The sequence below is a fragment of the Aquamicrobium terrae genome (assembly GCF_040545735.1).
GTDB classification, from domain to species: Bacteria; Pseudomonadota; Alphaproteobacteria; order Rhizobiales; family Rhizobiaceae; genus Mesorhizobium; species Mesorhizobium terrae_A.
On sequence record NZ_JBEPML010000001.1, the window covers coordinates 37,882 to 63,596 of the forward strand.

The 25,715-nt window shown below is 66.5% G+C and carries 22 protein-coding genes; 19 read left to right on the forward strand and 3 right to left on the reverse strand.

Annotated elements, in window-relative coordinates; translation table 11 throughout:
• Positions 1-4 precede the first annotated feature (4 nt).
• From ABID37_RS00185 to ABID37_RS00225, 9 genes are all read left to right on the forward strand, one after another.
• The gene (locus ABID37_RS00185; RefSeq protein ID WP_354191920.1) at positions 5-253 is read left to right on the forward strand and encodes a phosphopantetheine-binding protein; all 249 of its coding nucleotides are present in this window, start codon (positions 5-7) and stop codon (positions 251-253) included.
• 2 nt (positions 254-255) lie between these two features.
• Positions 256-4,143, forward strand: a complete 3,888-nt coding sequence (locus ABID37_RS00190; protein WP_354191921.1) for a non-ribosomal peptide synthetase — start codon at positions 256-258, stop codon at positions 4,141-4,143.
• A 13-nt stretch (positions 4,144-4,156) separates the two neighbouring features.
• Positions 4,157-4,933, forward strand: coding sequence for a 2,3-dihydro-2,3-dihydroxybenzoate dehydrogenase (locus ABID37_RS00195; protein ID WP_354191922.1), 777 nt, complete (start codon positions 4,157-4,159; stop codon positions 4,931-4,933).
• Positions 4,934-5,033: 100 nt separating this feature from the next.
• Positions 5,034-6,461 (forward strand): glutaminyl-peptide cyclotransferase, encoded by a 1,428-nt coding sequence (locus ABID37_RS00200; protein ID WP_354191923.1) that lies wholly within the window; start codon positions 5,034-5,036, stop codon positions 6,459-6,461.
• Positions 6,462-6,776: 315 nt separating this feature from the next.
• Positions 6,777-8,093 carry an NAD(P)H-dependent oxidoreductase gene (locus tag ABID37_RS00205; protein WP_354191924.1) on the forward strand — a complete coding sequence of 439 codons (1,317 nt, stop codon included), beginning with the start codon at positions 6,777-6,779 and terminating at the stop codon, positions 8,091-8,093.
• Between the two features lie 11 nt (positions 8,094-8,104).
• Entirely contained in the window at positions 8,105-9,130 is a 1,026-nt protein-coding gene (locus ABID37_RS00210) for a thiamine pyrophosphate-dependent dehydrogenase E1 component subunit alpha (RefSeq protein WP_354191925.1), read from the forward strand.
• On the forward strand, positions 9,130-10,128 hold the full coding sequence (locus ABID37_RS00215) for an alpha-ketoacid dehydrogenase subunit beta (RefSeq protein WP_354192430.1): 999 nt from the start codon (positions 9,130-9,132) through the stop codon (positions 10,126-10,128). The genes ABID37_RS00210 and ABID37_RS00215 overlap by 1 nt, the downstream gene beginning before the upstream one ends.
• Before the next feature lie 3 nt (positions 10,129-10,131).
• Entirely contained in the window at positions 10,132-11,460 is a 1,329-nt protein-coding gene (locus ABID37_RS00220) for a pyruvate dehydrogenase complex dihydrolipoamide acetyltransferase (protein WP_354191926.1), read from the forward strand.
• Between the two features lie 95 nt (positions 11,461-11,555).
• Entirely contained in the window at positions 11,556-11,924 is a 369-nt protein-coding gene (locus tag ABID37_RS00225; RefSeq protein ID WP_354191928.1) for a hypothetical protein, read from the forward strand.
• A 108-nt stretch (positions 11,925-12,032) separates the two neighbouring features.
• Here ABID37_RS00225 and ABID37_RS00230 read toward each other — a convergent pair whose 3' ends face one another.
• Complete coding sequence (locus ABID37_RS00230) at positions 12,033-13,016, reverse strand: sugar-binding transcriptional regulator (RefSeq protein ID WP_354191930.1); 984 nt, start codon at positions 13,014-13,016, stop codon at positions 12,033-12,035.
• Positions 13,017-13,227: 211 nt separating this feature from the next.
• On the opposite strand from ABID37_RS00230, the gene ABID37_RS00235 reads away from it, so the two are divergent.
• From ABID37_RS00235 to ABID37_RS00255, 5 genes are all read left to right on the forward strand, one after another.
• Positions 13,228-14,214 (forward strand): ABC transporter substrate-binding protein, encoded by a 987-nt coding sequence (locus tag ABID37_RS00235; protein ID WP_354191931.1) that lies wholly within the window; start codon positions 13,228-13,230, stop codon positions 14,212-14,214.
• A 171-nt stretch (positions 14,215-14,385) separates the two neighbouring features.
• On the forward strand, positions 14,386-16,089 hold the full coding sequence (locus tag ABID37_RS00240) for an ABC transporter permease (protein WP_354191932.1): 1,704 nt from the start codon (positions 14,386-14,388) through the stop codon (positions 16,087-16,089).
• Positions 16,077-17,153 carry an ABC transporter ATP-binding protein gene (locus ABID37_RS00245; RefSeq protein WP_354191933.1) on the forward strand — a complete coding sequence of 359 codons (1,077 nt, stop codon included), beginning with the start codon at positions 16,077-16,079 and terminating at the stop codon, positions 17,151-17,153. The genes ABID37_RS00240 and ABID37_RS00245 overlap by 13 nt, the downstream gene beginning before the upstream one ends.
• Positions 17,150-18,322 carry an MBL fold metallo-hydrolase gene (locus tag ABID37_RS00250; protein WP_354191934.1) on the forward strand — a complete coding sequence of 391 codons (1,173 nt, stop codon included), beginning with the start codon at positions 17,150-17,152 and terminating at the stop codon, positions 18,320-18,322. Before ABID37_RS00245 ends, ABID37_RS00250 begins: the two co-directional genes overlap by 4 nt.
• On the forward strand, positions 18,319-19,056 hold the full coding sequence (locus tag ABID37_RS00255; protein ID WP_354191935.1) for a 5'/3'-nucleotidase SurE: 738 nt from the start codon (positions 18,319-18,321) through the stop codon (positions 19,054-19,056). Before ABID37_RS00250 ends, ABID37_RS00255 begins: the two co-directional genes overlap by 4 nt.
• Positions 19,057-19,185: 129 nt before the next feature.
• Here ABID37_RS00255 and ABID37_RS00260 read toward each other — a convergent pair whose 3' ends face one another.
• Both ABID37_RS00260 and ABID37_RS00265 read right to left on the reverse strand, forming a co-directional pair.
• On the reverse strand, positions 19,186-19,863 hold the full coding sequence (locus tag ABID37_RS00260) for an HAD family hydrolase (protein ID WP_354191936.1): 678 nt from the start codon (positions 19,861-19,863) through the stop codon (positions 19,186-19,188).
• 34 nt (positions 19,864-19,897) lie between these two features.
• A complete protein-coding gene (locus tag ABID37_RS00265) occupies positions 19,898-20,548 on the reverse strand; it encodes a hypothetical protein (protein WP_354192431.1) in 651 nt (216 codons plus the stop codon).
• Positions 20,549-20,705: 157 nt separating this feature from the next.
• On the opposite strand from ABID37_RS00265, the gene ABID37_RS00270 reads away from it, so the two are divergent.
• From ABID37_RS00270 to ptsP, 5 genes are all read left to right on the forward strand, one after another.
• Positions 20,706-21,143 (forward strand): transcriptional regulator GutM, encoded by a 438-nt coding sequence (locus tag ABID37_RS00270; RefSeq protein ID WP_354191937.1) that lies wholly within the window; start codon positions 20,706-20,708, stop codon positions 21,141-21,143.
• 55 nt (positions 21,144-21,198) lie between these two features.
• The gene (gene srlA / locus ABID37_RS00275) at positions 21,199-21,963 is read left to right on the forward strand and encodes a PTS glucitol/sorbitol transporter subunit IIC (RefSeq protein WP_354191938.1); all 765 of its coding nucleotides are present in this window, start codon (positions 21,199-21,201) and stop codon (positions 21,961-21,963) included.
• Between the two features lie 16 nt (positions 21,964-21,979).
• Positions 21,980-22,990, forward strand: coding sequence for a PTS glucitol/sorbitol transporter subunit IIB (gene srlE, locus ABID37_RS00280; RefSeq protein WP_354191939.1), 1,011 nt, complete (start codon positions 21,980-21,982; stop codon positions 22,988-22,990).
• Between the two features lie 26 nt (positions 22,991-23,016).
• Positions 23,017-23,397, forward strand: a complete 381-nt coding sequence (locus tag ABID37_RS00285; protein ID WP_354191940.1) for a PTS glucitol/sorbitol transporter subunit IIA — start codon at positions 23,017-23,019, stop codon at positions 23,395-23,397.
• A gap of 148 nt (positions 23,398-23,545) precedes the next feature.
• On the forward strand, positions 23,546-25,537 hold the full coding sequence (gene ptsP, locus ABID37_RS00290) for a phosphoenolpyruvate--protein phosphotransferase (protein ID WP_354191941.1): 1,992 nt from the start codon (positions 23,546-23,548) through the stop codon (positions 25,535-25,537).
• Positions 25,538-25,715 lie beyond the last annotated feature (178 nt).

The window sequence follows — 25,715 nt, forward strand, 5'->3', positions numbered from 1 at the left end:
TGACATGGCCATCACGCTGGAGCGCATGCGCGCCGACATCGCAGGCATGATCCACGAGGACCCGGAGGAAATCGGGCTGGAGGACAACCTGATGGACCTCGGCATCGATTCCATGCGCCTGCTCAACCTCATCCTGAAATGGCAGGAAGACGGGCTCGACCTCGAATTCGCCGAACTGGCCGACCGCTTCACGCTGGCCGGCTGGTGGGAGGCGATCCAGGCGAAGCAGGCGGGCGCGGGCGGCGGGGCCTAGACATGGATGCCAAGCCGCCTGCCGCCGCTTCAGGGACAGGCGCGCCGCTGACCGAGGCGCAGACGGGCCTCTGGTACACGCAGCGCATCGACCCCGCCAATCCGATCCTCAACACCGGGCAGTATCTCGATATTGTCGGGCCGCTCGATGTGGACGCCTTCCGCAAGGCGGTGGATGAGACCGTGCTGGAGGCCGAGGCGCTGTCGCTGCGCTTCGAGGACGGACCTGACGGACCGGTGCAAATGGTCGATCCGTCGCGGCGGCCGTTCCTCGAAATCGTGGATGTTTCAGGCGCGGACGATCCCGTAGCCGAGGCGCTGGCGCTGATCGAGGCCGATACGAACACGCCGGTGGACCTCGCCCGCGACCGGATCGCGGCGTTCCGGCTCTACCGGCTGTCGGATGAGCGGCATTTCTTCTACGAGCGCATCCACCATCTGGCCATCGACGGTTTCGGCATGGTTCTGGTGACCAACCGGGTGGCCGAACGCTATGGCTGCCTGATGAAGGGCACGGAGCCGGCGGCGAGCTTCCCGCCGTTGCAGGTGGCGCTGGATGACAACCGTGCCTATGCGGATTCGCAAAAGCGCGAGGCCGACCGCGCATACTGGCACGAGGCGATGGCGGGGCTGGAGCCGGTGACCGGCATGGCCCCGGGGCGCGCTGTCTCCGGCCCGAACTTCCACCGGGAAAGCTGCTACCTGCCGCAAAGATTCATGGAACGGCTGCAAGCCTTTGCTTCAGAAGCGAAAGTGACGTGGCCGGATGCGCTGACGGCGCTGGTCGTGGCCTATTGCCGGCGCTTCGCCGGAACGGAAGAGATTGTCGTCGGCGTGCCCTATATGGGGCGGTTGGGCAGCGTGGCGGCGCGCGTGCCCTGCATGCTGATGAACGTGTTGCCGCTGCGCGTCGCGCCAGACGAGACGCAGGGCGTGGGCGATTTTCTCGTTGGCGTGTCGAAGCAGATGATGCGGGCGCGAAGGCACGGGCGCTACCGCTCCGAGCAACTGCGTCGCGATCTGGGGCTCGTCGGCGGGCAGCGCCGGCTCTATGGGCCGCTGGTCAACATGCAGCCCTTCGACCTGCCGCCGACCATGCCGGGACTGGATGTTAAGCTGAACATCCTCGGCGCGGGCGCGGTGGACGACATCACTTTCACCTTCCGGGGGGATGCGCGCAGCGCGCTGCTGATGGAGGTGGATTCCAATCCCGTGCTCTATTCGGTGGAAGCCACAAGAGCGCATTCGCGGCGGCTGGCGGCTTTCCTCGAAAAAGCCATGGAGGCGGCGACGCTGGCGGATGTGCCGACCGCCTGCGAGGCCGATGTGCAGCGCTATGTGGTGGAAGCGAACCGCACCGAACATAAGGTGCCGGACACGACGCTGACGGCGCTGATCGAGGCCAAGATGCGCGCGACGCCGGATGCGCCGGCGTTGGTGTTCGGCGACACGGTGCTGAGCTATGCCGAGCTTGACCGGCACACGGCGTCGCTAGCCAGCGAACTGGTGAAGCTTGGGGCAGGGCGCGACAGGATCGTGGCGGTGGCGCTGCCGCGCTCGCTGGAACTGGTGATCGCGCTGATCGCGACATTGCGGGCGGGGGCGGCCTACCTGCCGCTCGATCTCGACAATCCGCCGCAACGGCTGGCCCGCATCGTGGCATCCGCCGAGCCCGTCTGCGTGCTGGCCGAACCGGGCAATGAAGCTTTTGCGAACGCGCAAGTACTGGCTCCAGCGTGCTGGCCGACGGAGCCGGGTGGCGCGGCATTGCCGCAGGTCGAACCCCGCGACATGGCCTATGTCATCTACACATCCGGTTCCACGGGCGAGCCGAAAGGCGTGGTGATCGAGCATCGCGCCATCGTCAACCGGCTGGAGTGGATGCGCACGCACTACGGCTTTTCGGCCAAAGACCGCTTCCTGCAAAAGACGCCCGCCACGTTCGACGTCTCGGTGTGGGAATTCTTCCTGCCCTTCCTGTGCGGGGCGCGGCTGGTGGTGGCGCCGCCCGGCGCGCATCGCGACCCGGCGGCAATTGCGGCGCTGGTGCGCCGGCACGGCATCACCACGCTGCATTTCGTGCCTTCCATGCTCTCGGCCTTCCTGGCTTCGCCGGCCTCGCAGGGCCTGAGCGTCGCGCGCACATTCTGCAGCGGCGAGGAACTGACCGCCGACCACCGCGACCGCTTCCATCAGCGCATCACGGGCGAGTTGCACAATCTCTACGGGCCGACCGAGGCGGCGGTCGATGTCAGCTACTGGCCGGCGGGGCCGGACGATACGTCTTCGCCGGTGCCGATCGGTTTTCCGGTGTGGAACACGCGGCTCTATGTGCTGGATGCACGGCTGCGGCCGCTGCCGCCGGGCGTCGCCGGCCATCTCTATCTTGCCGGCGTGCAGCTTGCCCGCTGCTATCTGGGTCGGCCGGATCTCACGGAAGAACGCTTCGTGGCCGATCCGTTCCGGCCGGGCGAGCGCATGTACATGACCGGCGATCTGGCCCGGCTGCGCGAGGATGGCGCGGTCGTCTATCTCGGGCGCTCCGACCATCAGGTGAAGATCAGGGGCCTGCGCATCGAGCTCGGTGAGATCGAGGCGGCGATTGCCGGCTCCGGTCTGGTGAGCGATGCGGTGGCGATCGTGCGCGAGGACCGTCCGGGCGACAAGCGCATCGTCGCCTATGTAGTGCCGGGCGAGGGCTATGAGGCGGAGCGGCTGCGCCGGCATATGGCGGCGCGGCTGGCGGATTACATGGTGCCTTCGGCCGTGATCGAGATGCAGGCGATGCCGGTCAACGCCAACGGCAAGCTGGACCGCAAGGCGCTGCCGGCGCCGAGCTTCGAGGCGCCAGCCGCGCGCGCGCCGGCGACGCCGACCGAGGCCGCGCTCTGCCAACTCGTGGCCGATGTGCTGGGATTGGAAGCGCTGCCCGACCCGGACGCGGATTTCTTCAATCTCGGCGGCGACTCGCTGCTGGCCGTGCACCTCTTGTTGCGGGTTCAGGAGCGGTTCGGCTTCGATCCGGGGCTGGGCGTCCTGTTCGAGCATCCGACCATCGCCACGCTGGCCGCAGCAATCGATGCCGACCGGGTGCATGACAGCGGGCTTGAGCCGGTCATAAGGCTGCGCGGTGGCGATGGAGGCAGGCCGCCTTTGTTCATCGTCCATCCGGCGGGCGGGCTTTCATGGGGCTATCGCACGCTGGCGCGGTCGCTGGTGGCGGGGCGCGCGGTGTATGGGCTGCAATCGCCGGCCATCGATCCCGGCCATCCGCTGCCCGACAGTCTCGATGCGTTGGCCGCCGATTATGCGGCGCGGATCGTGGAGCTTTGCCCGGAGGGTCCTTACCATCTGGCCGGCTGGTCGGTGGGCGGCATCATCGCGCATGCCATGGCTGTGCATCTTCAGGCGCTTGGGAAGAAGGCCGGCGTGGTGGCGATGCTCGATTCCTATCCGGCGGAGTGCTGGCGGGCCGAGCCGGAGCCGGACGAGGCGGCGGCGCTGCGCGCGCTGCTGGCGATTGCCGGCTACGATCCCAACGCGCATCCCGAACTGACGACGCGCGCGGCCATCATCGCCTTCCTGCGCGCCGGCGACAGCCCGCTCGGCAATTTGCCGGGAACGGCGCTGGACGGGGTGGTGCGGGTGGTGCTCGACACCAACCGGCTGGTGCGCACCCACTATCACGACCGCTATGACGGCACGGTCACGCATGTGCGGGCCGGGCTCGACCACAAGGAGCGCCCCGATCTGGTGCCGGAGCTGTGGTTGGCGCACGCGGCGGCGCTCGACTGCATCGAGGTGCCGTTCCTGCATCCGCAACTGACCGCGCCGGCGGCCTCGGCGCTGATCGCGCCGGAGCTGGACCGCCGGCTTGCCCAATACGACTGAAGGAGTTTTTTTCATGCGCCCGACCGGACTTGAGGGAAAGACCGCGCTGGTGACCGGTGCCGGGGGCGGTATCGGGCAGGTGGTGGCGCGGCTTCTGGTGGAGGAGGGCGCCAACGTTCTGGCGACCGACTTCGACGTGGAAGGGCTTGCCGCTTTGGCCGACCTGCCGGCGGACAGGGTGACGACGGCTGCGCTCGACGTGCGCGATTCTTCTGCCGTCGACGCTCTGGTCGAGGCCCATGAGCGCGACGCGGGGCCGATCGACCTCGGTGTCAGCGTGGCCGGCATCCTGTCGACCGATCTCGTCACCGAGACCTCGGACGCGACATGGCGCAACGTGTTCGCTGTCAACAGCGACGGCGTGTTCCATGTGATGCGGGCATTGGCAAAGCGCATGAAGGAAAGGCGGCGCGGCGCGCTGGTGACGGTAAGCTCCAACGCGGCCGGCATTCCGCGCCACGCCATGGCCGCCTATGCGGCGTCCAAGGCGGCGGCCACCATGTTCACCCGCTGCCTCGGACTGGAACTGGCTCCCTTCGGCATACGCTGCAACATCGTCGCGCCCGGCTCGACGCTGACGCCGATGCAGACCGGCATGTGGGCCGACGAGACCGGCGCGGAAAAGGTGATCGCCGGCTCGCTGGAGGCGTTCAAGAGCGGCATTCCGCTCGGCAAGCTGGCGACGCCGCAGGACATCGCCGAAGCCGTGGTGTTCCTGCTCTCCGACCGCGCCGGACACATCACCATGAGCGACCTTTATGTGGACGGTGGCGCCACCTTGCGCGGTTGAGCAAATATAACTTGAGCATCATTATCATGTTATGTAGAACGGAGCCGTTCTCCCAAAAGACCGCTGCTTGCAGGGGTCGCAACTGACAGGAAAGCTTTCCATGCACGGCATTTCATCCTCCGTTTCCCGAAACCGGTCCGCTGCGGGATTGCGCTTCATCATTGCGGCGGGCGCATTGGCGCTCAGCCTCGGCACGGCGCTGGCGCAGGTCGCCTTCGATGCGCCCGACGCCGATTTCCAGGGCCGCGTGCGCGCCACGGCGGCCGAACAGGGCAAGCCCGTCTATTCGGGCTCGGAGATCAAGATTTCCGGCCAGGACTTCAAGCCCGGCCAGTCCGTGACCATCCAGCGCGGCACGCAGACGCTGGGCGACGGGGCCATTACCACCGACCAGGAAGGCAAGTTCGAGGCGACCTTCAAGCTGCCCGAGGATGCCGCCGTCGGCACCCATCCGCTGGTGCTGACCACGGCCGCGCCCTACCATGCCGAGATCGTGGAACTGAAGGTCTCGCCGCAGGTGCCGCTGTCGGGCGAGGACAAGTTCGAGGTCAAGGACAACAAACTGGTCCCCGGCCTCTACCAGAGCGCCTACAGCGCCAAGAACGATGCCGTGTTCGTGACCTCGGCCGTCGGCCGCCCGCCGGTGAAGGCGTCGGAACTGGTCAAGGTGAACCCCGAGACGCTGGAGATCGCCGCACAGGTGACGCCGGCGGAAGCGCCCGCGCGCGACGAAGGCAAGGAAGGCGGCGTGTTCGCCGTCTATGGCGTCGCCGTGGACGACAGCAACGATACGGTGTGGGTGACCAACACCCGCCAGAACACGGTGGCCGTCTACAAGCAGTCCGACCTTTCGCTGGTCAAGCAGTTCGAGCCGGGCGTCGCCCCGCATGCCCGCGACGTGGTCCTGGACGAGAAGAACGGCAAGGCCTATGTCACCGCCACCGGCACGCCGAACGTGGTTGTGTTCGACACCAAGACGCTGGAGCAGGCCGCCACCATCGAGATCAAGAGCGACAAGCGGGGCGAGAACTTCTCGGTCGGCAGCCTGAAGCTCGATGCCGATAGCGGCAAGCTGTTCACGGTCAGCCTGTCCACCGACGAGGTGGCGATCGTCGATGTCGCCAGCGGCGAGGTGGACAAGGTGATCCCGATCAAAGGATCGCGCGGTTCCATCGGCGTTGCCTATGACGGCGAGACCAAGCGCATCTTCGTTGCCTCGCAGGGCAGCGACAATCTTCTCATCGTTGACGCCGACAGCGGCGAGACGCTGCACAACGTGCCGGTCGGTGCAGGGGCGCTCAACGTCGCCTTCGATCCGGTCAACGACCTTGCCTATGTCAGCAGCCGCGGCGCCGGAACGGTCACCGTTGTCGATCCGGATGGCAACATCGTTGCCAATCTCGAGAACGCGCCGTTCGCCAATCATGTCGCCATCGACGGCAAGGGTGACGTTTTCGCCATCAACAAGTCGACCGGTCCGGAAGACGCGGCAGGCGACCGCATTTCCAAGCTCACTCCCAAGCAGTGATCGCGGGGCACCGGCCGGGCCTGCATCCGGCCGGTGCCTGAAAGCGGGGGAGCGCTCCGCTCCCTTTTGGCAAAATTCGTCGAAGAAATGTCAGAGCGCCGTGCATCCGTCGGGATGCGCGGCGTTTTCATGTTCCGGGACGACACGGCGCGCTCACGGCCTGACGCGCGGCAATTCACCGCTTCCCGTCGTCATCCACAGGACGCTGCCGCAAAGCTGCGGTGAATGGGTGCTATTATCAACTTCATGAACATTCGACTTGATTGAGAGACACATGTTCACTATTGATGGATCAACCACTGGAGGACGCACGACATGAGCATCAACATCGCCCCGACCGGTCTGGCGCGGGATCTTCAGGAACGTGCCGCAACGGGCAAGCCGATCCGCATCGGCCTCATCGGCTCGGGCGAGATGGGCACCGATATCGTCACCCGCGTGGCGCATATGTCGGGCATTGAGATCGGCGCGATCTCCGAGCTGAGGGTTCCGAATGCCCACAAGGCGGTCGACATCGCCTATCAGGAAGAAGGCCATTCGCGCGAGGTTTCCAACGCTTCCGACATGACGGCGGCGATGGAGGCCGGCAAGGTCGCGGTGACCGCCGATGCCGACCTCATCATCAACAACGACCTGATCGACGTGGTCATCGACGCCACCGGGGTTCCGGCCGTGGGCGCCGAGATCGGCCTGCGCGCCATGGAGCACGGCAAGCATCTGGTGATGATGAATGTCGAGGCCGACGTGACCATCGGCGCTTACCTCAAGAGCGAAGCGGACCGCCTCGGCGTCACCTATTCGCTGGGCGCGGGCGACGAGCCGTCGTCGTGCATGGAACTGATCGAGTTCGTCTCGGCCATGGGCCATCCGATCGTCGCCGCCGGCAAGGGCAAGAACAACCCGCTCAACATCGACGCCACGCCGCCCGACTACGAGGAAGAGGCGAAGCGCCGCAACATGAACGTGCGCATGCTGGTCGAGTTCGTCGACGGCTCCAAGACCATGGTCGAGATGGCGGCCATCGCCAACGCCACCGGCCTGGTGCCCGACAAGCCCGGCATGCACGGCCCCGCCGCCACGCTCGACCAGCTCTCCAGCGTGCTGATCCCGGAAAAGGACGGCGGCGTGCTCTCCAAGGTCGGCGTGGTCGACTACTCCATCGGCAAGGGCGTGGCGCCGGGCGTGTTCGTGGTCGCGGACATGTCGCATCCGCGCATTTCGGAGCGCATGGAAGACCTGAAGATGGGCAAGGGCCCGTATTTCACCTTCCATCGCCCCTATCACCTAACCTCGCTGGAAGTGCCGCTGACCTGCGCCCGCGTCGTGCTCTACGGCAAGGCCGACATGGTGCCGCTGGCCAAGCCGGTCGCCGAGGTCTGCGCCGTCGCCAAGAAGGACATGCAGCCGGGCGAGAAGCTCGATGCCATCGGCGAATACTGCTACCGCGCCTGGATCATGACGGCGCCGGAAGCGCACGCCGCCAAGGCCATTCCCTGCGGCCTGCTGCAGGGCGGCTCGGTGACCGCGCCGATCAAGAAGGGTGAGCTGATCACCTATGCCAACGCCGCGCCCGCGCCGGGATCGAAGATCGCCGAACTGCGCGCCCGGCAGGACAAGCTCGTCTACGGTTGAGGAACCTGAACATGGCCACAGCGAAAAAGGCGGCGGAACAGTCGAACCTGCCCTTCGCCTACACCCAGTACAGCCACGAGCAGCTCAGGGACGTGCTGCGCAAGATGTATCTGATCCGCCGCTTCGAAGAGGGCGCGGAAGACAGCTACATGCGCGGCCTGATCCACGGCACCATGCACCTGTCCATCGGGCAGGAGGCGAGCGCCATGGGCATCTGCATGCCGCTCACCGACGACGACCAGATCACCTCCACGCATCGCGGCCACGGCCATTCGATCGCCAAGGGCGCGGACGTGAAGAAGATGTTCGCGGAATTCTTCGGCAAGACGACCGGCTACTGCAAGGGCCGTGGCGGCTCCATGCACATCGCCGACGTCAGCAAGGGCAATCTCGGCGCCAACGGCATCGTCGCCGGCGGCATTCCGATCGCCGTGGGTGCGGCGCTGTCGGCCAAGCGCCTTGGCAACGGCAAGGTCGTCGTCTCCTTCTTCGGCGACGGCGCCAACAATGAGGGCGCGTTCCACGAATCGCTCAACATGGCTTCGATCTGGAAGCTGCCGGTGATCTTCGTGTGCGAGAACAACGGCTACGGCATGTCCACCTCGACGGCGCGCTCGACCGCAGTGCCGAACATCGCCGACCGCGCCGCCGCCTATTCGATGCCGGGCGTGATCGTCGACGGCAACAATTTCTCGGAAGTGGCGGAAGCCTCCCATGCCGCCGTCGAGCGGGCGCGGGCCGGCGAGGGGCCGACGCTGATCGAATCCAAGACCTACCGCTATCGCGGCCATTCCAAGAGCGACCGCAACCGCTATCGCACCAAGGAAGAGATCGAGGACTGGATGACCAACCGCGATCCGATCACCTTGTTCGAGACCGAGCTGAAGGAATTCGGCGTGGTCGACGACAAGGGCATCGAGGCGATCCGCGAGGACGTGGCGCGCGAGATCGCGGCAGGCATCGAGTACGCCAAGGAAGGCCCCATGCCCGAAATCTCCGACCTTGCCAGATTTGTCTATACGGAAGAGGTGGCGTGATGGATGCCGCTGTGCGTGAACTGAGCTACTCGCAGGCCATTCAGGAAGCCATGGCGATTGCCATGGAGGCCGACGAGCGCGTCATCCTCATGGGCGAGGACATCGGCGTCTATGGCGGCGCCTTCCAGGTGACCGGCGATCTGGTCGAGCGCTTCGGCACCGACCGGGTGATGGACACGCCGATCTCCGAACTCGGCGGCGCCGGCGTCGCCGTCGGTGCGGCCGTGACTGGCCTGCGTCCGATCTTCGAATTCCAGTTCTCCGATTTCGCCACGCTCGGCATGGAGCAGATCGTCAACCAGGCCGCCAAGATGCGCTTCATGCTGGGCGGCGAGGTCTCCGTTCCCGTCGTCATGCGCTTTCCGGCCGGTTCGGGCACGGGTGCTGCCGCCCAGCACAGCCAGAGCCTCGAGGCATGGCTGGCGCATGTGCCGGGCCTCAAGGTGATTCAGCCGGCCACCCCGCATGACGTGAAGGGCATGCTGCTGGCGGCCGTCGCCGATCCCGACCCGGTGATGATCTTCGAGCACAAGCTGCTCTACAAGATGAAGGGCCCGGTGCCGGAAGGCCATTACACGGTGCCGATCGGCAAGGCCGAGGTGCGCCGCGAGGGCAAGGACCTGACCATCGTCGCCACCTCGATCATGGTGCACAAGGCGTTGGAAGCGGCCGAAACTCTGGCCGGCGAGGGCATCGACATCGAGGTCATCGACCTCAGGACCATCCGCCCCATCGACCGCGAGACGGTGATCGAGAGCGTCAAGAAGACCTCGCGCCTGCTGTGCGTCTACGAGGCGGTGAAGACGCTCGGCATCGGCGCCGAGATCAGCGCCATGATCGCCGAGAGCGAGGCGTTCGACTATCTCGACGCGCCGATCGTGCGTCTTGGTGGCGCCGAGACGCCGATCCCCTACAATCCGGAGCTGGAAAAGGCCGCCGTGCCGCAGGTGCCCGGCATCATCGCTGCTGCCCGCGACCTGGCGAAGGGAGTGCGCTGAGACATGGCCGTCGAAGTCATCCTCCCCAAGGTCGACATGGACATGGCGACCGGACAGATCTCGCGCTGGTTCTTCAAGGAAGGCGACACCGTCAAGCAGGGCGACGTGCTGTTCGAGATCGAGACCGACAAGGCGGCGATGGAGATCGACGCCCCGGCCAGCGGCGTCCTGCGCAACATCACCGGCAAGGAAGGCGTGGACATTCCCGTCGGCCATGCGGTGGCGTGGATCTATGCCGAGGGCGAGGATGCAAGTGCTGCTCCGGCGGCTGCGTCTGCCGCGACCCCGGCCGCCGAAGTGAAAATTGAAAAGCCCGAATCGTCCTCCCAGGACAGGTCCGCGCAGACTGCGCCCGCGGTACAGGATACGCCTGTACAGGCGGGTGCGGTCCGCGCCACGCCGCTGGCGCGGCGTCTGGCCCGCGAGGCCGGCCTCGACCTTTCCGGGATTTCGGGCTCGGGTCCGCAGGGGCGGGTGGTGAAGGCCGATGTCGAGGCGGCGATTGCCGGCGGCGGGGCCAAGGCGGCCGCTCCGGCTGCGGAAGCCGGCGCGCCTGCCGCAGCCGCGCCGGCGGTCAAGCCGATGTCGGACGAGGCGGTGCTCAAGCTGTTCGAGGAAGGCTCCTACGAGCTGATCCCGCACGACAATATGCGCAGGACCATCGCAAGGCGTCTGGTCGAGGCGAAGTCGACCGTGCCGCACTTCTACCTCACCTTGGACTGCGAGCTGGATGCTTTGTTTGCGCTGCGCAAGCAGCTCAACGACGCCGCCCCGGTGAAGAAGACCGAAAAGGGCGAGGAGCCGGCCTACAAGCTCTCCGTCAACGACCTGATCATCAAGGCGCTGGCGCTGGCGCTCAAGGAGGTGCCAGACGCCAATGTGTCGTGGACCGAGGGCGCGATGGTCAAGCACCGGCATGCCGATGTCGGCGTGGCCGTCTCCATCCCCGGCGGGCTGATCACGCCGATCGTGCGCAAGGCGGAGGAAAAGAGCCTGTCGTCGATCTCCAACGAGATGAAGGACCTGGCGGCGCGGGCGCGGACCCGCAAGCTGAAGCCGGAAGAGTATCAGGGCGGCACCACGGCGGTGTCGAACCTGGGCATGTTCGGCATCAAGGACTTCGCCGCCGTCATCAACCCGCCGCATGCGACGATCCTGGCGATCGGCGCGGGCGAGCAGCGGGCGGTGGTGAAGGGTGGCGAGGTCAAGGTCGCGACGGTGATGTCGGTGACCTTGTCGACCGACCACCGGGCGGTGGACGGGGCGCTCGGCGCCGAACTCGTCGGCGCCTTCAAGCGCCTCATCGAAAACCCGATGGGTCTCGTTGTCTGAACCGCGTTGGCGCTGGCCGGCAATGCCCCTATATTCGGGCTGAAAATTCCTCGCCCTTGTGGGCGGGGAACGCCAAGGCAGCAGGGAACCTCGCCATGCCCCCGTTCGGTCCATCCGACGTCCGCAACATTGTCTCGAAGGTGATGAGCGCCTCGCCGGCCGACATCAAGCTGGTGGCGCAGCGCCTGCACGACCATGCCTTCGAGGAACGGCTTTCGGGCGAGGACACCGCCCGGCTGGTGCAGCAGCTGGGCTATGAAAGCCTCGAAGCCTTCTGCACCGACTTGCAGCTTCCCGCCCACATCGCCGAGCGCTGGGCGCGATTCGGCATTTCCGTCGAGATGCGGCAGGTGCTGACCCTGCTCGTCACCCACCGCCGCCGCATGAACGAGGCGGTGCGCGAGTTCGAGGACATGACCAATGCCGGCCTCGACGATTTCCTGCGCGAGCGCGGGCTGATCTAGGAAACGCCCCATCGTCATCCCGGCCAAGGGCAAGCAGATTGCTCTGGCACGGCATGGACTCCCGGACAGCCTTCGCTTCGCTGCGGCTTCCGGCCTGACGAGGGATGATCAGCCGGTTCCCGCCAGCGCTTCCGCCGTTTCGCTGTCGGTGATCAGGACGTTCGTTTCAAATGCGTTGAGGGCGGCGCGGATGGCGGCGATCTTGTGGCGGCCGCCGGCGGCCAGCACCACGTTGGGGATCGCGCCGACCACGTCGAGATCGATGGCCATCACCCGGTCGTTGACCTCGTGATCGACCAGCCGGCCCTGCGCATCGATGAAATAGGAGAGCACATTTGCCGTCGCGCCCTTCGCGCGCAGCGAGGGGATGAGTGTCGGCGGCACCAGCCCGTGGCGGAAGATGGTGGCCTCGCGCGCGATCTCGCCGACCGTTAGCAGGGCGATGTCGGCGCTGGCGGCGCGGGCCTTCACGTCCATCAGCTCGGGCTGCGCCCACAGGAGATCGCGCAGCGCCGGGTCGTGCAGCATGACCGGGGCGGTGATCTGATAGCTGTCGATGCCGAAGATGTCGGCCACCTTGGCGGCGACGATGGACGGATTGATCCATTGCGAATGGGGCAGCGCGCCGACGAGGCCGATCACGGTCGCGTCCTGCAACTGCCGGCGGGCGAGGAAGCCGAGGCTGGCGTGCAGCGTCGCGCCGCCGCCGATGGCCAGCGTCATGCCGTCCTGCATGTGCTCGCCCAGATAGAGCGCCACCGCATGGCCGATGGCCTTCTCCAGATGGCCGGCATCCTCGGGCGTCGGCACCACCACCGCCGAATCGAGGCTCCAGCGCTTCTCCAGGGCACGCTCCAGCGCCACCTGCTTGGCCGCCTGCGCGTTGATGGTGGTGACGACGACGCCCTCGGCGGTGCAGGCGGCCAGCGTGCGCATGACCTTGACGCGGCTGACGTTCAGCCTCTCGGCGATCTGCTCCTGCGTCAGCCCCTCGACATAATAGAGCCAGGCCGTCTTGACGTTGATGTCGGAGGAAACCAGCGGCACGTCCCGGCCGGCAATCTTGCGCTTCTTCTTCGCTGTTGGCTGCATGTTCCTCTCCCGGGCCGATGCGCCATTGTGGATAACGCTTATGTCGACAATGCCACACTAGACATGTTCATTTGTGTTTGACAACGAACAAATGAACATATCATATGGATGCAGGCGTTTTGTCATCGACGGGTCATATACGCCGTGCAGGGAGGAGCGGGCTTGGCCGGCAAAGAAGCCGGAGGCCATGCGCAAAGGATCAGGAGGTCTTATGAAAACGCGTTTCGTCACATTGCTTGCGAGCAAGGTCGCGCTCGCTGCAATGCTCATCTCGGGAGCAGCCAGCGCCGACACGCTGACGCTGTACACCTCGCAGCCGGAAGCGGATGCGGCCAAGACGGTGGAGGCCTTCAAGAAGGCCAATCCGAACACCGATGTGAATATCTACCGCTCCGGCACGAGCGACATTCTGGCCAAGCTCGCGGCCGAGTTCGCCGCCGGCAGCCCGCAGCCGGACGTGCTGCTGATCGCCGATGCGGTGAGCATGGAACTGCTCAAGGCGGAAGACCACCTGATGGCCTATCCGGAAGCCAAGACCGACGGCATCGAGCCCGATGCGGTCGACAAGGACAAGACCTATTTCGGCTCCAAGCTGATCACCACCGGCATCGCCTACAACACCGCCGCGGCCGAAAAGCCCGAGCACTGGGCCGATCTCGCCAAGCCTGAGTACAAGGACGGGCTGGTGATGCCGAGCCCGCTCTATTCGGGCGCCGCAGCCTATCTGCTTTCCGGCTTCGTGGCCGATTCCGAATATGGCTGGGACTTCTTCCAGAAGCTGAAGGAAAACAACACCATCTCCGTGCGCGGCAATGGCGCGGTGCTGAAGTCGGTGGCCAGCGGCGAGAAGCCCTACGGCATCCTCGTCGACTTCATGGCCATGAACGCCAAGGCCAAGGGCTCGCCGGTCGAGTTCGTGTTCCCCACGGAAGGCGTGCCGGCGGTGACCGAGCCCGTCGCCATCATGAAGACGGCCAGGAATGTCGAGGGCGCCAAGGCGTTCGTCGACTTCATCCTCTCCGACGACGGCCAGAAGCTGGCGCTCGACATGGGCTACCTGCCGGCCAAGGCGTCGGTCGGCCGGCCCGAATGGATGCCGGAGGGCACCGAGGTGAAGGTGATGTCGTTCGACATGCCCGCCATCATCAAGAACACCGAAGCCGACAAGTCGAAATTCTCCGAACTGTTCGGCGGCTGAAGCCGGGCGAGGGGCCGGCAGCCATGCCGCCGGTCCCTGCCCATCGCATGTCGTGCCCGGGCCGTAGCGCCTGACACGAAGGAAAAGGCGACGAATATCGAGGCGGCCCGGAGCCGACCGACATAAACGAAACCTATTGACCGGCCCCCTGGGGCATCTCGGGAAACAATTATGTCCGCACCTGTCAAGGAAAGCCGGGGCCAGGAAATGGCCCTGACGGTGGCCGTTGCCGTCGTCATCGTGCTGCTTTCGCTGCTGCCGATGCTGCGCCTCATCAAGGAGATCGTGGCGCCGGGCGGCACCATTTCCGATACGGCGATCCGCCTCGGCCTCGCCAGTCCGGCCACCTGGACCGCCACGGTGAACACGCTGGTCGTCGGCTTCGGCGGCACGGTGCTGGCCGTGGTGCTCGGCACCTTCGTGGCGCTCTTGGTGACGCTGACCGACATTCGCGGCCGCTCCACGCTGGTGCTGGCCTATGTCATGCCGCTGATGATCGCGCCGCAGGTGACGGCGCTGGCCTGGCTGCAACTGTTCGGGCCGGCCAGCCCCTTCCTCAAGATGATCGGCATGGCGCCGCCGCTGGGCAGCCGCAACCCGCTCTATTCCACGGAAGGCATCATCCTCCTGCTCGGCGTGCAATATGGGCCGCTGGTGTTCCTGCTGGTGCGCGCCGGCCTGCGCAAGCTGCCGCGCGAGCTGATCGAGGCGGCGCGCTCGGGCGGGGCGGGCTGGTTCACCGTGCTGCGCACCATCGTGCTGCCGCTGATGACGCCCTCCATCGTGGCGGCGGCCGCACTTGCCTTCGTTTCCTGCGTCGGCAATTTCGGCATTCCCGCCTTCCTCGGCATTCCCGCCAACTATCTCGTGCTGCCCACGCTGATCTACCAGAAGCTGGCGGGCGGCGGCCCGGCGGTGCTGGGCGAGGCGGCGTTCCTGTCGGTGCTGATCGGCATCATCGCCATGGCCGGCATTCTGGCGCAGGAGGTGATGAGCCGGCGGCGCGACTACCGCATCTCGTCCACCTCGCTGCCGGCCGACCCCTATGAACTCGGAAAATGGCGGCTGCCGGTCGAGGTCGGCATGTGGCTGTTCATCGTGCTCATCCTCGTCCTGCCGCTGTTCGGCCTGCTGCTCACCTCGCTGGTGCCGGGCTACGGCATCCCGCTCGGCTGGGCGACGGCCACGCTCGACAATTACCGCTTCGTGCTGTTCGAGCATGCGGCGGCGCGGCGTTCCTTCTTCAACTCGTTCGCACTGTCGATCGCGGCGGCGACCTTCGCCGTGCTGGTCGCGGTGCCGGTCGGCTATCTGGTGGCCTGGGGCCGCCACAAGTGGATCCGCTATGTGAACCTGTCCATCGAGCTGCCCTATGCGCTGCCCGGCGTGGTGCTGGCGATTGCCGCGCTTCTGATGTTCCTGCGCCCGATCCCGTTCACCGGCATCCAGCTCTACAACACGGTCTGGATCATCCTCTATGCCTATCTCGCCCGCTTTCTCGTGCTGGCGCTGAGGCCGACGGTGAGCGGCTATCACCAGATCGACCGGGCGCTGGAGGAGGCCGCGCAGGTGGCGGGCGCGGGACTGTTCACGCGGCTGCGCACCATCGTCTTTCCGCTGGTGGCGCCGGCCGCCCTTGCCGGCGGGCTTCTCATCTTCATGACCGCGCTCAGCGAACTGACGGTTTCGGCCCTGCTGTGGTCCTCCGGCTCGGAGACCATCGGCGTGGTGATGTTCTCGTTCGAGCAGGGCGGCGATTCCAGCTATGCGGCGGCGATGTCGGCCATCACGGTCTCCATCACCTTCGTGCTGATGCTCGCCACCAATCTGCTCGCCCCCTACCTTCCCAACGGAGTTCTGCCATGGCGGGATTGACGCTCTCCAACGTAACCAAGACCTTCGGCGATTTCGATGCCGTGAAGGACGTCTCCATCGACGTGCGTGACGGCGAGTTCCTTGCCGTGCTGGGCCCCTCGGGCTGCGGCAAGACCACGCTGCTGCGGCTGGTGGCCGGCTTCGAGCGGGTGAGCGACGGGCAGATCCGCATCGGCGGCCAGACCGTGTCGGACGCCGGCGGCAGCGTGCCGCCCGAGAAGCGGCGCGTCGGCATCGTCTTCCAGAACTATGCGCTGTGGCCGCACATGACGGTGGCCGAGAATGTCGGCTATTCGCTGAAAGTCGCCAAGGTGGACAAGGCCGAGGCGAAGCGCAAGGTGGACGAGGCGCTGGCGCTGGTGGACCTGAAGGGCCTTGCCGACCGCCGCCCGGCCAATCTTTCGGGCGGGCAGCGGCAGCGCGTGGCGCTGGCGCGCTGCCTTGTGGCCGCACCTTCGCTGGTGCTGTTCGACGAGCCGCTGGCCAATCTGGACGTGCATCTGCGCGCCTCGATGGAGGATGAGTTCGCCGCCTTCCACAAGCGCACCGGCACGACCATCGTCTACATCACCCATGACCAGTCCGAGGCCATGGCGCTGGCCGACCGCATCGCGGTGATGGACCATGGCCGGCTGGCGCAGCTCGCCACGCCGCGCGAGCTTTACAGCGAGCCGGCCAACGAAATGGTCGCCTCCTTCATCGCACAGGGCATCGTGCTGCCGGCCAGGGTGCTTTCGGCGGAAGGCGGGAAGGCGCGGGTGGAGGTTCTGGGCCAGGAGGTCACGGTGCGCTGCCGCCCGGGCGACGGCCCGCGCGCTGCCGCCAGCATCTGCGTGCGCACCCCCGATCTGGAGATCGCCGGTGAGGGCGAGCCGGGCATCGACGGCACGGTGACGCGCGCCGTCTACAAGGGCGGCGCGCTGCGCATCGATTTTCAGCCGACGGCCGATCCGGACCGGCACATCAGCTTCGAATATCCCGGCCATGCAGGTTTCGAGGAAGGAGCGCGGCTGCGGCTGCGCATCGTTTCGGGCTGGCTCATTCCCGGCGGGCAGGGCGCATGACCCTGGACGTGGAACTCGCCGGCGGCTTTGGCGAGAAGGGCCGCACCAGCGTCGTCGTCGGGCGCGAAGGCCAGCGCGTGATGCTGGATGCGGGCATCAAGGTGGGCGCGACCGGCCGCGACTACTATCCGCGGCCGCTGACACCCATGGACCAGCTCGACGCGGTGCTGATCTCGCATGCCCATGAGGATCATGTCGGGGCGCTCAACTGGCTGCTGTCGGAAGGCTTTCGCGGGCGCATCCTGATGACGCGCGAAACGCTCGAGGAGGCGCCGGCCACGCTGGCCGCCTATGGCGAGAAGGCGCTTGTCGAGGCATATCCGTTCCCGGCCGACAGGATCGAGCTGTTCAGGCCGGGCGACGTGCTCGACGTCGCCGGCTTCCGCATCGCCACCGGGCGCTCCGGCCATGTGGTGGGCGGCGTGTGGTTTTCGCTGGAAGATGAAGGCACCCGCGTCGTCTACTGCGCCGACGTGGTGCCGGACAGCGCCGTCTTCGTCATGGACCGCATGCCCGAATGCGATTTGCTGCTGCTCGACGCTTCCTATGGGGCGGACCCTGTATCGGGCGGCGAGCGGGCGCAGCGCATTGCCGCGTGGATCGCGGAGCGCGCGGGCGGTTGCCTTTTGCCGACACCGCTTTCGGGACGGTCGCTGGAGCTGGTGGCGGCGATGTCCGGCCGCTTCGCCATCCATGCCTCGATGCGCGAACATCTGCTGGCCCAGATCGAGGCGCGCGATGCGCTGAAGCCCGGCATGCCTGAATTGCTGCGCGCCCGCATCGATGCGGCGCTCGACTGGACGGACGGTGAGCCGCTGCCGGATTGTCCGCTGCTGGCCGATGACGGCATGGGCAAGGCGGGGCCATCGTCGCGCCTGATCCCGCTGGCCGATGCGCAGGGCTTTCCGATCCTGCTCTCCGGCCATCTGCCGGCCGGCACGCCCGGTTTCGAGCTGCACGCGAAGGGACGCGCCGACTGGATCAGGATGCCGACGCATCCGACGCTCGCCGGCAATGTCGAGATCTGGGAGAAATCCGGCCGTCCGGCGGTGCTCGGTCATTCCTGCGGAGCGGACGAGATCGCGCGGCTGGGCGAGCATATTCCGGCGCTGCAAAGCGCAAGGCGCACCGGCGAGCGGCTGGTGGTTGGACAAAAGGCAAGTGCATGAGAATTCTGGTTTCCAATGACGACGGCATCGACGCACCGGGCATTGCCCGCCTGGCGGAGGCCGCGCGCCGGCTGAGCGACGACGTATGGGTGGTCGCGCCGGAGAAGAAGCATACGGCGGCGGGGCCTTCGCTCACCATCGCCCAGCCGATCACCATGGAAAAGCGTGGCGACAGGCGCTTCTCCTGTTCCGGCCGCCCGGCCGACTGCGTGGTTGCGGCCATGGCGTGGCTGTTCGGGAACGACCGCAAGCCGGACCTCGTCGTGTCCGGCATCAATGACGGGCGCAACGTCGCCGAGGACCTCGCCTATTCGGGCACGCTCGGCATCGCCCGCGAGGCGACCTTCTGGGGCGTGCCTTCCATCGGATTCTCGCGGGTGAAGAACCCTGAGATCACCGACGCGGACGAGGTCTGGCTTTCCGGCTTCATCGGCAGGCTGTGGGAGAAGCGGGCCGAATGGGCGGCGCAGGGCCACTGGCTGAGCGTCAACCTGCCGACACGGCTGCCGGCCGAGGTGCGCCAGCCGGTGATCGGCCGCGACAAGATCGCCTCCAAGGCGGAAGTCGTGGAAAGCGACGGCGACCGCACCGTGATCATCGTGCCGCGCGGCCGTCCGCACACGTCCATCCAGGGCGACGAGAACAGCATGATCGACGCCGGTTTCGTCACCGTCAACCGGCTCAACTGGTTCGGCGGCTCGCGGCTGGACGACGGGTTCGTGGCGGGGCTCTGACGTTCTGCGTTCGCGAACTGATCATCCCGGAACGTTTGTGGCGTAGCGGAATGGATCCCGGCTCGCGGTCGCTATCGTTCCGTTGGCCGGGATGACGGTGGAAGTGCTGCTTCAGGAAGGCAATAAGGCTCAGGCCAGCCGGAAGCCGAGCTTTTCCAGTTCGGTCGCGACGCCTGTCCAGCTTGAGCTGATCACGGTGGCGCCGCTGGAAAGCAGGCGTTCGCCATGGCCGTCATAGCTGTGGCTGCCGCCGGTGAAGCCGATGGCCGTCATGCCGGCTGCGACCGCGCCTTCCACGCCGAAAGGCGAATCCTCGATCACCACGCAGTCGGCCGGATCGGCGCCCATCTTTTCCGCCGCGAACAGGAAGATGTCGGGTGCCGGCTTGCCATGCCTGACCATTGACGACGAGAAGATCGCATCGCCGAAATGTGAAGCGATGCGGGTGACGTCGAGGCTGTGGTGAATGCGTTCCAGCGAGGACGAGGAGGCGACACAGCGGTCGATCTTCAAGCCGGACAGGAAATCGGGCAGGCCGGCAGTCGGCTCCAGCCGCTCGGTGAACAGTGCCTTCGTCTCGGTCCAAAGGTCGTCCGGCGCATGGTCGGGATACTGATGGCCGGTCAGTTCCTTGATGCGGGCGATGATGTCGGCCTGCTTCATGCCGAAGCACTGGCTGATGATGTCGACGCCGACGCCGGGCATGCCATGGCGCTCATAGACGCGCTCATAGGCGAGGACCGCCAGCGGCTCGCTGTCGACCAGAACGCCGTCGCAATCGAAAATGATGAGCTGTGATCCTGTCACGGATTTCCTCTTTGTCGGGGAGATAGGGATTGAACTAGGCGGCGGGAACGCCGAGCGGCGGGGCGCCGTCCAGCGCCGGCTTCATGCGCTGCATGGCATGGCGTGCTGCCGGATGGTCCGGCGCGATCCAGTTCGGCTCACCGCCCAGGAAGCGGTCGAGGAAGGCCACGGCATAGGCCGGAACCTCCGCCACGTTCTCGCGATAGGACCACCATGTGCGCAGGTCGTCGGCGCATTTGTCGATGGCCGGCACCGTGCCGAATTCCTGCTCGTGGACCGCCGCCACCGCCGCCACGCAATAATTGGTGTAGAGGAAGCCTTCGGGCCAGAAGCGGACGATCTCCCGCGTGGCCGTCGACACATCGGCCTCACCCGCTGGCGCGGCCGCTTCCGAGACCGCCCGAGCCGGGTTCTGGCGAATCAACTCGCGCAGCACCACGCCGGCGGCGAAGACGATGAAATCGGCGCGGTTCACTTCGGCAAAGGCCTTCTGCCCCTCCGCGATCTCGATCCAGTCGAGGAAGGCGCGGGTGAGGCGGGCGTCGTCGATTTCGAAGCGCACGCCATAGGCACGGGTGACGGCCTTGGCACTGGCCCGGAAGGTGGCGCGGAACCAGCGCAGGCGCCTGAGCCTGTGGCGCAGGTCCGGCATCGCGGCCAGTTCGTCCTTGAACCGAAGGTCCATCATCCATCCTCTTCGCGCGCAACTTTAGCATGGGCGCGGCGTCGGCTATAGTTAATAGCTGAAATCATACATATTGACACTCAAGAAAACAAATGTTCTCTAGGATCGAGATTGCGCCAACGGCGTGCGTCCGCCTGGGCATGGGAGGAAAAAGCTGATGGCGATCTGGCAATGGGCCTTGCTGCTGCTGGCCGTCGTGTGGGCTTTGCAGGCCTTCGGCGTGTGGCTGCAGATGAGGCACTACACCGATGTCTTCAAGGGCATCACGAACAAGTACAAGGATGGTTTTGTCGGCGCTGGCAATTTCAGGGGTCGGTTCAGGAAGGGCACCATCGTGCTCATCGTGGTCACTCCCGATCTGGTCGTGCGCCGGCTGTTGGTCATGAGCGGGCGCTCCGTGTTCACGAAGTTCAAGCGTCATGAGAAATTCGAGGGCGTGCCCCTCGACGATATCCGGTCCGACCCTGCAATTCTGGGGGAGGGGGAACCCGGTGTGGCCGAGGCTGTGAAGCGGGCGATCGAGCAGATCGACCGGGCGCGGTCGGAGCCAGACAGGAAGCCGGGCTTGTCCGGCTTGAGTGCAGCAAGGGCTTAGAAACGGCGCCGCCGTCGCCCGGTTGAGGGCGGCTGGCGCGGCGCAAGGAGGGAACATGTCTGTCATATCATTGTTGGCGCCGCACGCCGACATGGCCATGCAGAACCTGCATGTCGCAGGCGCCATGGTTCACGATGCGGCACTGCACGGCAAGCTTGCCGTGGAACATGCCTCGGATCAGCTCGTCATCCTCGCGCAGGCGACGGATGGCGGCAACATCACCGTCGACGAGTTCCGCGAACGGCTGAACGAGGTCCAGCAGGAAGAGCAGCTCGGCTGGCTGACCGCCGCCGGCAAATATTTCATCGGCATCTTCCAGAAGGGCGGCGAGGTCTTCGCCGGTTTCGTCACCGGCATCATTCCCACGCTGGTCGTGCTGATGACGGCCTTCTACGCCATCACCGAACTGGTCGGCGAGGAGCGCGTGCACGGCATCGCGCGCGGCGCCGGGCGCATCGCGCTGACCCGCTACACGGTGCTGCCGGTGCTGGCCGTCTTCTTCCTGACCAACCCGATGGCCTACACCTTCGGCTCGTTCCTGGAAGAGAAGCACAAGCCGGCCTTCTACGACGCCGCCGTGTCCTATGTGCACCCGCCGCTCGGCCTGTTCCCGCACGTCAACCCGGGCGAATATTTCGTCTGGGGCGGCATATTGGTGGCGCTGCTGGAGCTGGAGCGCAACGGCTCCGTGGCCAGCGGCTACCATATCCAGGTGGCGATCTGGTACGCGATCGTCGGCCTCGTCGTGATCCTGCTCAAGGGCATGCTCACCGAACGCATCACTGCCCTCATGGCGCGCCGCCAGGGCGTCGAGCTCTAGGCGCGGGGAGGGACACATGGCCAAGAAGTACAAGGCAGTCAAGATTTCCAAGGGCTCCGGCGGCTGGGGCGGCCCGCTCGTCATCGAGCCGACCGAGCAGCGCAACAAGATCGTGTCGGTCACCGGCGGCGGCATCCATCCGGTCGCCCAGCAGATCGCCGACCTGACCGGCGGCGAAGCGGTCGACGGCTTCAAGTCGCCGCCGATCGAGAGCGAGATGGCGGTGGTGGTGGTCGACTGCGGCGGCACCGCCCGCTGCGGCGTCTATCCGCGCAAGCGCATCCCGACCGTCAACCTGACGCCGGTGGGGCAGGCGGGGCCGCTGGCCCAGTTCATCACCGAGGACATCTACGTGTCCGGCGTGAAGCCCGCCAACATCGCCCTGGCCGACGGCAGCGAAGCCGTGACCGGCGCGGGCGCGGCTGCGCCAGACGCCGCGAGTGCGGCTGCTCCGGCCCCGACCGCCGCGGCCGTGGCACAGGAAAGCGAGGGCGGCATCGTCGGGCTGATCAGCTCTGTCGGCCGCGTCATGGGCAGGGTCGTCGGCATCTTCTTCAACGCCGGCCGCCGCACCATCGACCAGGTGATCCGCAACGTCCTGCCGTTCATGGCGTTCGTGACCATGCTGATCGGCCTGATCCTCTACACCGGCATCGGCGACGTGCTCGCCCAGCCCATGGGTCCGCTGGCCAACAACATCATCGGCCTGCTGATCATCTCGGCCATCTGCGGCCTGCCGTTCCTGTCGCCCATCCTCGGGCCGGGCGCGGTGATCGCGCAGGTGATCGGCGTCGCCATCATCGGCCCACAGATCGCCAACGGCACGATCTCGCCCGCAATGGCCCTGCCGGCGCTGTTCGCCTACAACACCCAGGTGGGCTGCGACTTCGTGCCGGTCGGCCTGGCGCTCGGCGAAGCCAAGCCCAAGACCATCGAGATCGGTGTGCCGGCGGTGCTCATCAGCCGCCAGATCATGGGTCCCGTCTCCGTGCTGATCGCCTGGGTGGTCAGCCTGTTCGTACTGTAAGCAGAAAATAAAGCGAGGTTCGCCAGATGACAGTTCTTCTCAGGACACGGGTTACAGAGATTGGACCCGAGGTGGCGGACCTCGCGGAAGGCGGCGTGCTGATCCTGTTCGCGGATGGTTCGCCGCCGGAGCTGGCCGAGGTCTCCGTGCTGCACAAGACGGAAGAAGGCCCGAGCGCGGATGCGCCGCAGGTCGGCGCATCCATCGCCATCGGCCCGGTCAGCGCGACCATCACCGCCATCGGCCCGACGGCCTGGGCCAAGGTGCGCGAGATCGGCCATGTCGTCATCACCTTCAACGGTGCCGGCAGCGCCGAGCGTCCCGGCGAAATCTGCGCCTCCGTGGTGGAGACCGACCAGCTCGTGGCGGCGCTGAAGCCCGACGCCACGATCACGATCGCGGCATAGAGCGCCCCGCGTCCCGGCGGACGCGCGAGGGAGGCTCCGATATTGTAGTCAGGCATCGGAACGTCCGGAGACCGGATGCCGTTTCCGGACCGATGCCCCCGGCAATCGCGCAAGCGGCGGCCGAAATGAACAAGGCAGAGTCATGGTCATGGAACGCTCGACAATCGTCAGAGTGCACGAAGGGCTGCATGCCCGGCCGGCCACGCGGTTCGTCAAGCTCGCCAAGAGCTTCGAGTCCGAGGTCGAGATCGTCCGCGACGGCAAGGCGGTCAGCGCCAAGAGTTCGGTCAAGCTGATGCTGCTGGGGGTCAAGGAAGGCCAGGAGGTCACCGTGCGGGCCGAGGGCGCGGATGCCGCCGAGGCGGTCGAGGCACTGATCGGGTTCCTCGAAAATCCCAAGGCCGGGCTGGACGAGGAGGCGGCGTCGCCCGCCGAGCCGAAGCCGGCTGCCGCGCCCGAGCCGGCGACCGTGCGGCCGGCCGCGGTTGCGGCGCAGGCTGCGGCGCCCGGCAGCGGGCTTGCCGGTGTCGCCGCCAGCGAGGGCGTTCATCTCGGCCCGGCATTCGCGCATTTCCCGCCGCAGATCAAGGCCGAGGACCGCAAGCTGGGAGCGGCCGAGATCGAGCCGGAACTGGAGCGTTTTCGCGCGGCGATCGAGGCGGTGCGGGCACGCATGGACAAGGCGCTGGCCGACGACAGGCTGGCCGAGGGCGACCGCGGCATCGTGGCGGCGCTGCGCGACATCGCCGGCGACGAGACGCTGGTGGGCGACACGACCGAAACGATCCGGGGCGGCCTCGACGCCGTTTCGGCGACCATCGCCACCACGGCGCGGCTGGCCCAGGAGTTCGGCGCGGTCGACGATCCCTATCTCAACGCCCGCGCCGACGACATGCAGGCGGTGGGCCGCCAGATCTGCCTGGCGCTTCTGGGGCAGGACGATGCCAGCCTCGACCACATTCCCGAAGGGGCGGTGCTGATCGCCGAGGACATCGGCGCATGGGATCTTGCGCGCGCCCCGCTGGAGCGCATCGGCGCAGTGGTTTGCGGCCATGGCGGCGCGACCTCCCACATCGCCATCATCGCCCGCTCGCACGGCATTCCCGCCGTGCTGGGGCTCGGCGCCCGCATCCACGACTTGCGCGCGGCGAAGGACGTGGCTGTCGACGGCAACAGCGGCGCTGTGATCCCCGATCCCGATGCGCAGACGCGCGAGGCCTATCGCAAACGCATCGACGAGGCGGCAGCGGAGCGCACGGCGCTGAAAGCCTACAAGGACGTGGTGCCGAAGCTGGCCAACGGCACCGTCGTCGAGGTCGCGGCCAATCTCGGCTCGCTGGAGGAGATCGACGCGGCCAGGGAGGCAGGCGCAATGGGCGTCGGCCTGTTCCGCACCGAGCTTCTGTTCATGCGGCACATGCACCTGCCGTCCGAGGACATGCAGGCCGAAATCTACGGCACGCTGGCCAAGGCCTTTGCGCCGGCGCCGGTCATCGTGCGCACGCTGGACATCGGCGGCGACAAGCCGATTGCCGGCATCGAGTTCCCGGCCGAGGAAAACCCGTTCCTCGGCTGGCGCGGCATCCGCATGTGCCTCGACCGGCCGGACATCTTCAAGCAGCAGTTGCGCGCCCTGATGCGCGCCGCCGTGCACGGCAACGTCAAGGTGATGCTGCCGATGGTCTCGCAACTGTCCGAGGTCGCCCGCACGCGCGAGCTGATCGCAGAATGCGGGGCGGAGCTGAAGGAACGCGGCGTGCCCTTCGGCCAGTTCGAGCTTGGCGTGATGATCGAGACGCCGGCCGCCGTGCTGATCGCGCGCGAACTGGCGAAGGATGTGGCGTTCTTCTCCATCGGCACCAACGACCTCACCCAGTATGTGATGGCGGCGGACCGGCTCAACCCGACCGTGGCCGGGCTGAACGACGTCTCCAACCCGGCGGTGATGGCGGCCATCGAGATGACGGCCAGGGCCGGCACGGAAGCCGGCATCATGGTCGGCATGTGCGGCGAGGCGGCCGGCCGGCCCGACCTGATCCCGGAATTCCTGCGCATGGGGCTGACCGAGCTTTCCATGAGCCCGGCTTCCATTCCACGCGCCAAGAAGGTGATCGTGGAACTGGCCGAAGCGGCTAAATGACATGAAGGCGCCCGTTGAAGCCGATTCAACGGACGCCTTCATCTCGTTGATTTGCGAAGGAAATCGGTGTGGGGACGCCGGAGTGCTGTCCGGGCCCTGTTCCGTGCGGCTTCAAGGTTCCGGCATGGATTCCCGACACTCTCCATTCCATGCCGTTACAGTTCAGGCCAGAAACGAC

Coding starts and splice junctions, on each gene's coding strand:
- ptsP (WP_354191941.1), top strand. CDS start 23,546: ATGGAACGCTCGACAATCGTCAGAGTGCACGAAGGGCTGCATGCCCGG.
- ABID37_RS00265 (WP_354192431.1), bottom strand. CDS start 20,548: ATGGACCTTCGGTTCAAGGACGAACTGGCCGCGATGCCGGACCTGCGC.
- ABID37_RS00250 (WP_354191934.1), top strand. CDS start 17,150: ATGACCCTGGACGTGGAACTCGCCGGCGGCTTTGGCGAGAAGGGCCGC.
- ABID37_RS00285 (WP_354191940.1), top strand. CDS start 23,017: ATGACAGTTCTTCTCAGGACACGGGTTACAGAGATTGGACCCGAGGTG.
- ABID37_RS00230 (WP_354191930.1), bottom strand. CDS start 13,016: ATGCAGCCAACAGCGAAGAAGAAGCGCAAGATTGCCGGCCGGGACGTG.
- srlA (WP_354191938.1), top strand. CDS start 21,199: ATGTCTGTCATATCATTGTTGGCGCCGCACGCCGACATGGCCATGCAG.
- ABID37_RS00190 (WP_354191921.1), top strand. CDS start 256: ATGGATGCCAAGCCGCCTGCCGCCGCTTCAGGGACAGGCGCGCCGCTG.
- ABID37_RS00240 (WP_354191932.1), top strand. CDS start 14,386: ATGTCCGCACCTGTCAAGGAAAGCCGGGGCCAGGAAATGGCCCTGACG.
- ABID37_RS00255 (WP_354191935.1), top strand. CDS start 18,319: ATGAGAATTCTGGTTTCCAATGACGACGGCATCGACGCACCGGGCATT.
- ABID37_RS00220 (WP_354191926.1), top strand. CDS start 10,132: ATGGCCGTCGAAGTCATCCTCCCCAAGGTCGACATGGACATGGCGACC.
- ABID37_RS00195 (WP_354191922.1), top strand. CDS start 4,157: ATGCGCCCGACCGGACTTGAGGGAAAGACCGCGCTGGTGACCGGTGCC.
- ABID37_RS00205 (WP_354191924.1), top strand. CDS start 6,777: ATGAGCATCAACATCGCCCCGACCGGTCTGGCGCGGGATCTTCAGGAA.
- ABID37_RS00215 (WP_354192430.1), top strand. CDS start 9,130: ATGGATGCCGCTGTGCGTGAACTGAGCTACTCGCAGGCCATTCAGGAA.
- ABID37_RS00200 (WP_354191923.1), top strand. CDS start 5,034: ATGCACGGCATTTCATCCTCCGTTTCCCGAAACCGGTCCGCTGCGGGA.
- ABID37_RS00185 (WP_354191920.1), top strand. CDS start 5: ATGGCCATCACGCTGGAGCGCATGCGCGCCGACATCGCAGGCATGATC.
- ABID37_RS00235 (WP_354191931.1), top strand. CDS start 13,228: ATGAAAACGCGTTTCGTCACATTGCTTGCGAGCAAGGTCGCGCTCGCT.
- ABID37_RS00245 (WP_354191933.1), top strand. CDS start 16,077: ATGGCGGGATTGACGCTCTCCAACGTAACCAAGACCTTCGGCGATTTC.
- srlE (WP_354191939.1), top strand. CDS start 21,980: ATGGCCAAGAAGTACAAGGCAGTCAAGATTTCCAAGGGCTCCGGCGGC.
- ABID37_RS00225 (WP_354191928.1), top strand. CDS start 11,556: ATGCCCCCGTTCGGTCCATCCGACGTCCGCAACATTGTCTCGAAGGTG.
- ABID37_RS00210 (WP_354191925.1), top strand. CDS start 8,105: ATGGCCACAGCGAAAAAGGCGGCGGAACAGTCGAACCTGCCCTTCGCC.
- ABID37_RS00270 (WP_354191937.1), top strand. CDS start 20,706: ATGGCGATCTGGCAATGGGCCTTGCTGCTGCTGGCCGTCGTGTGGGCT.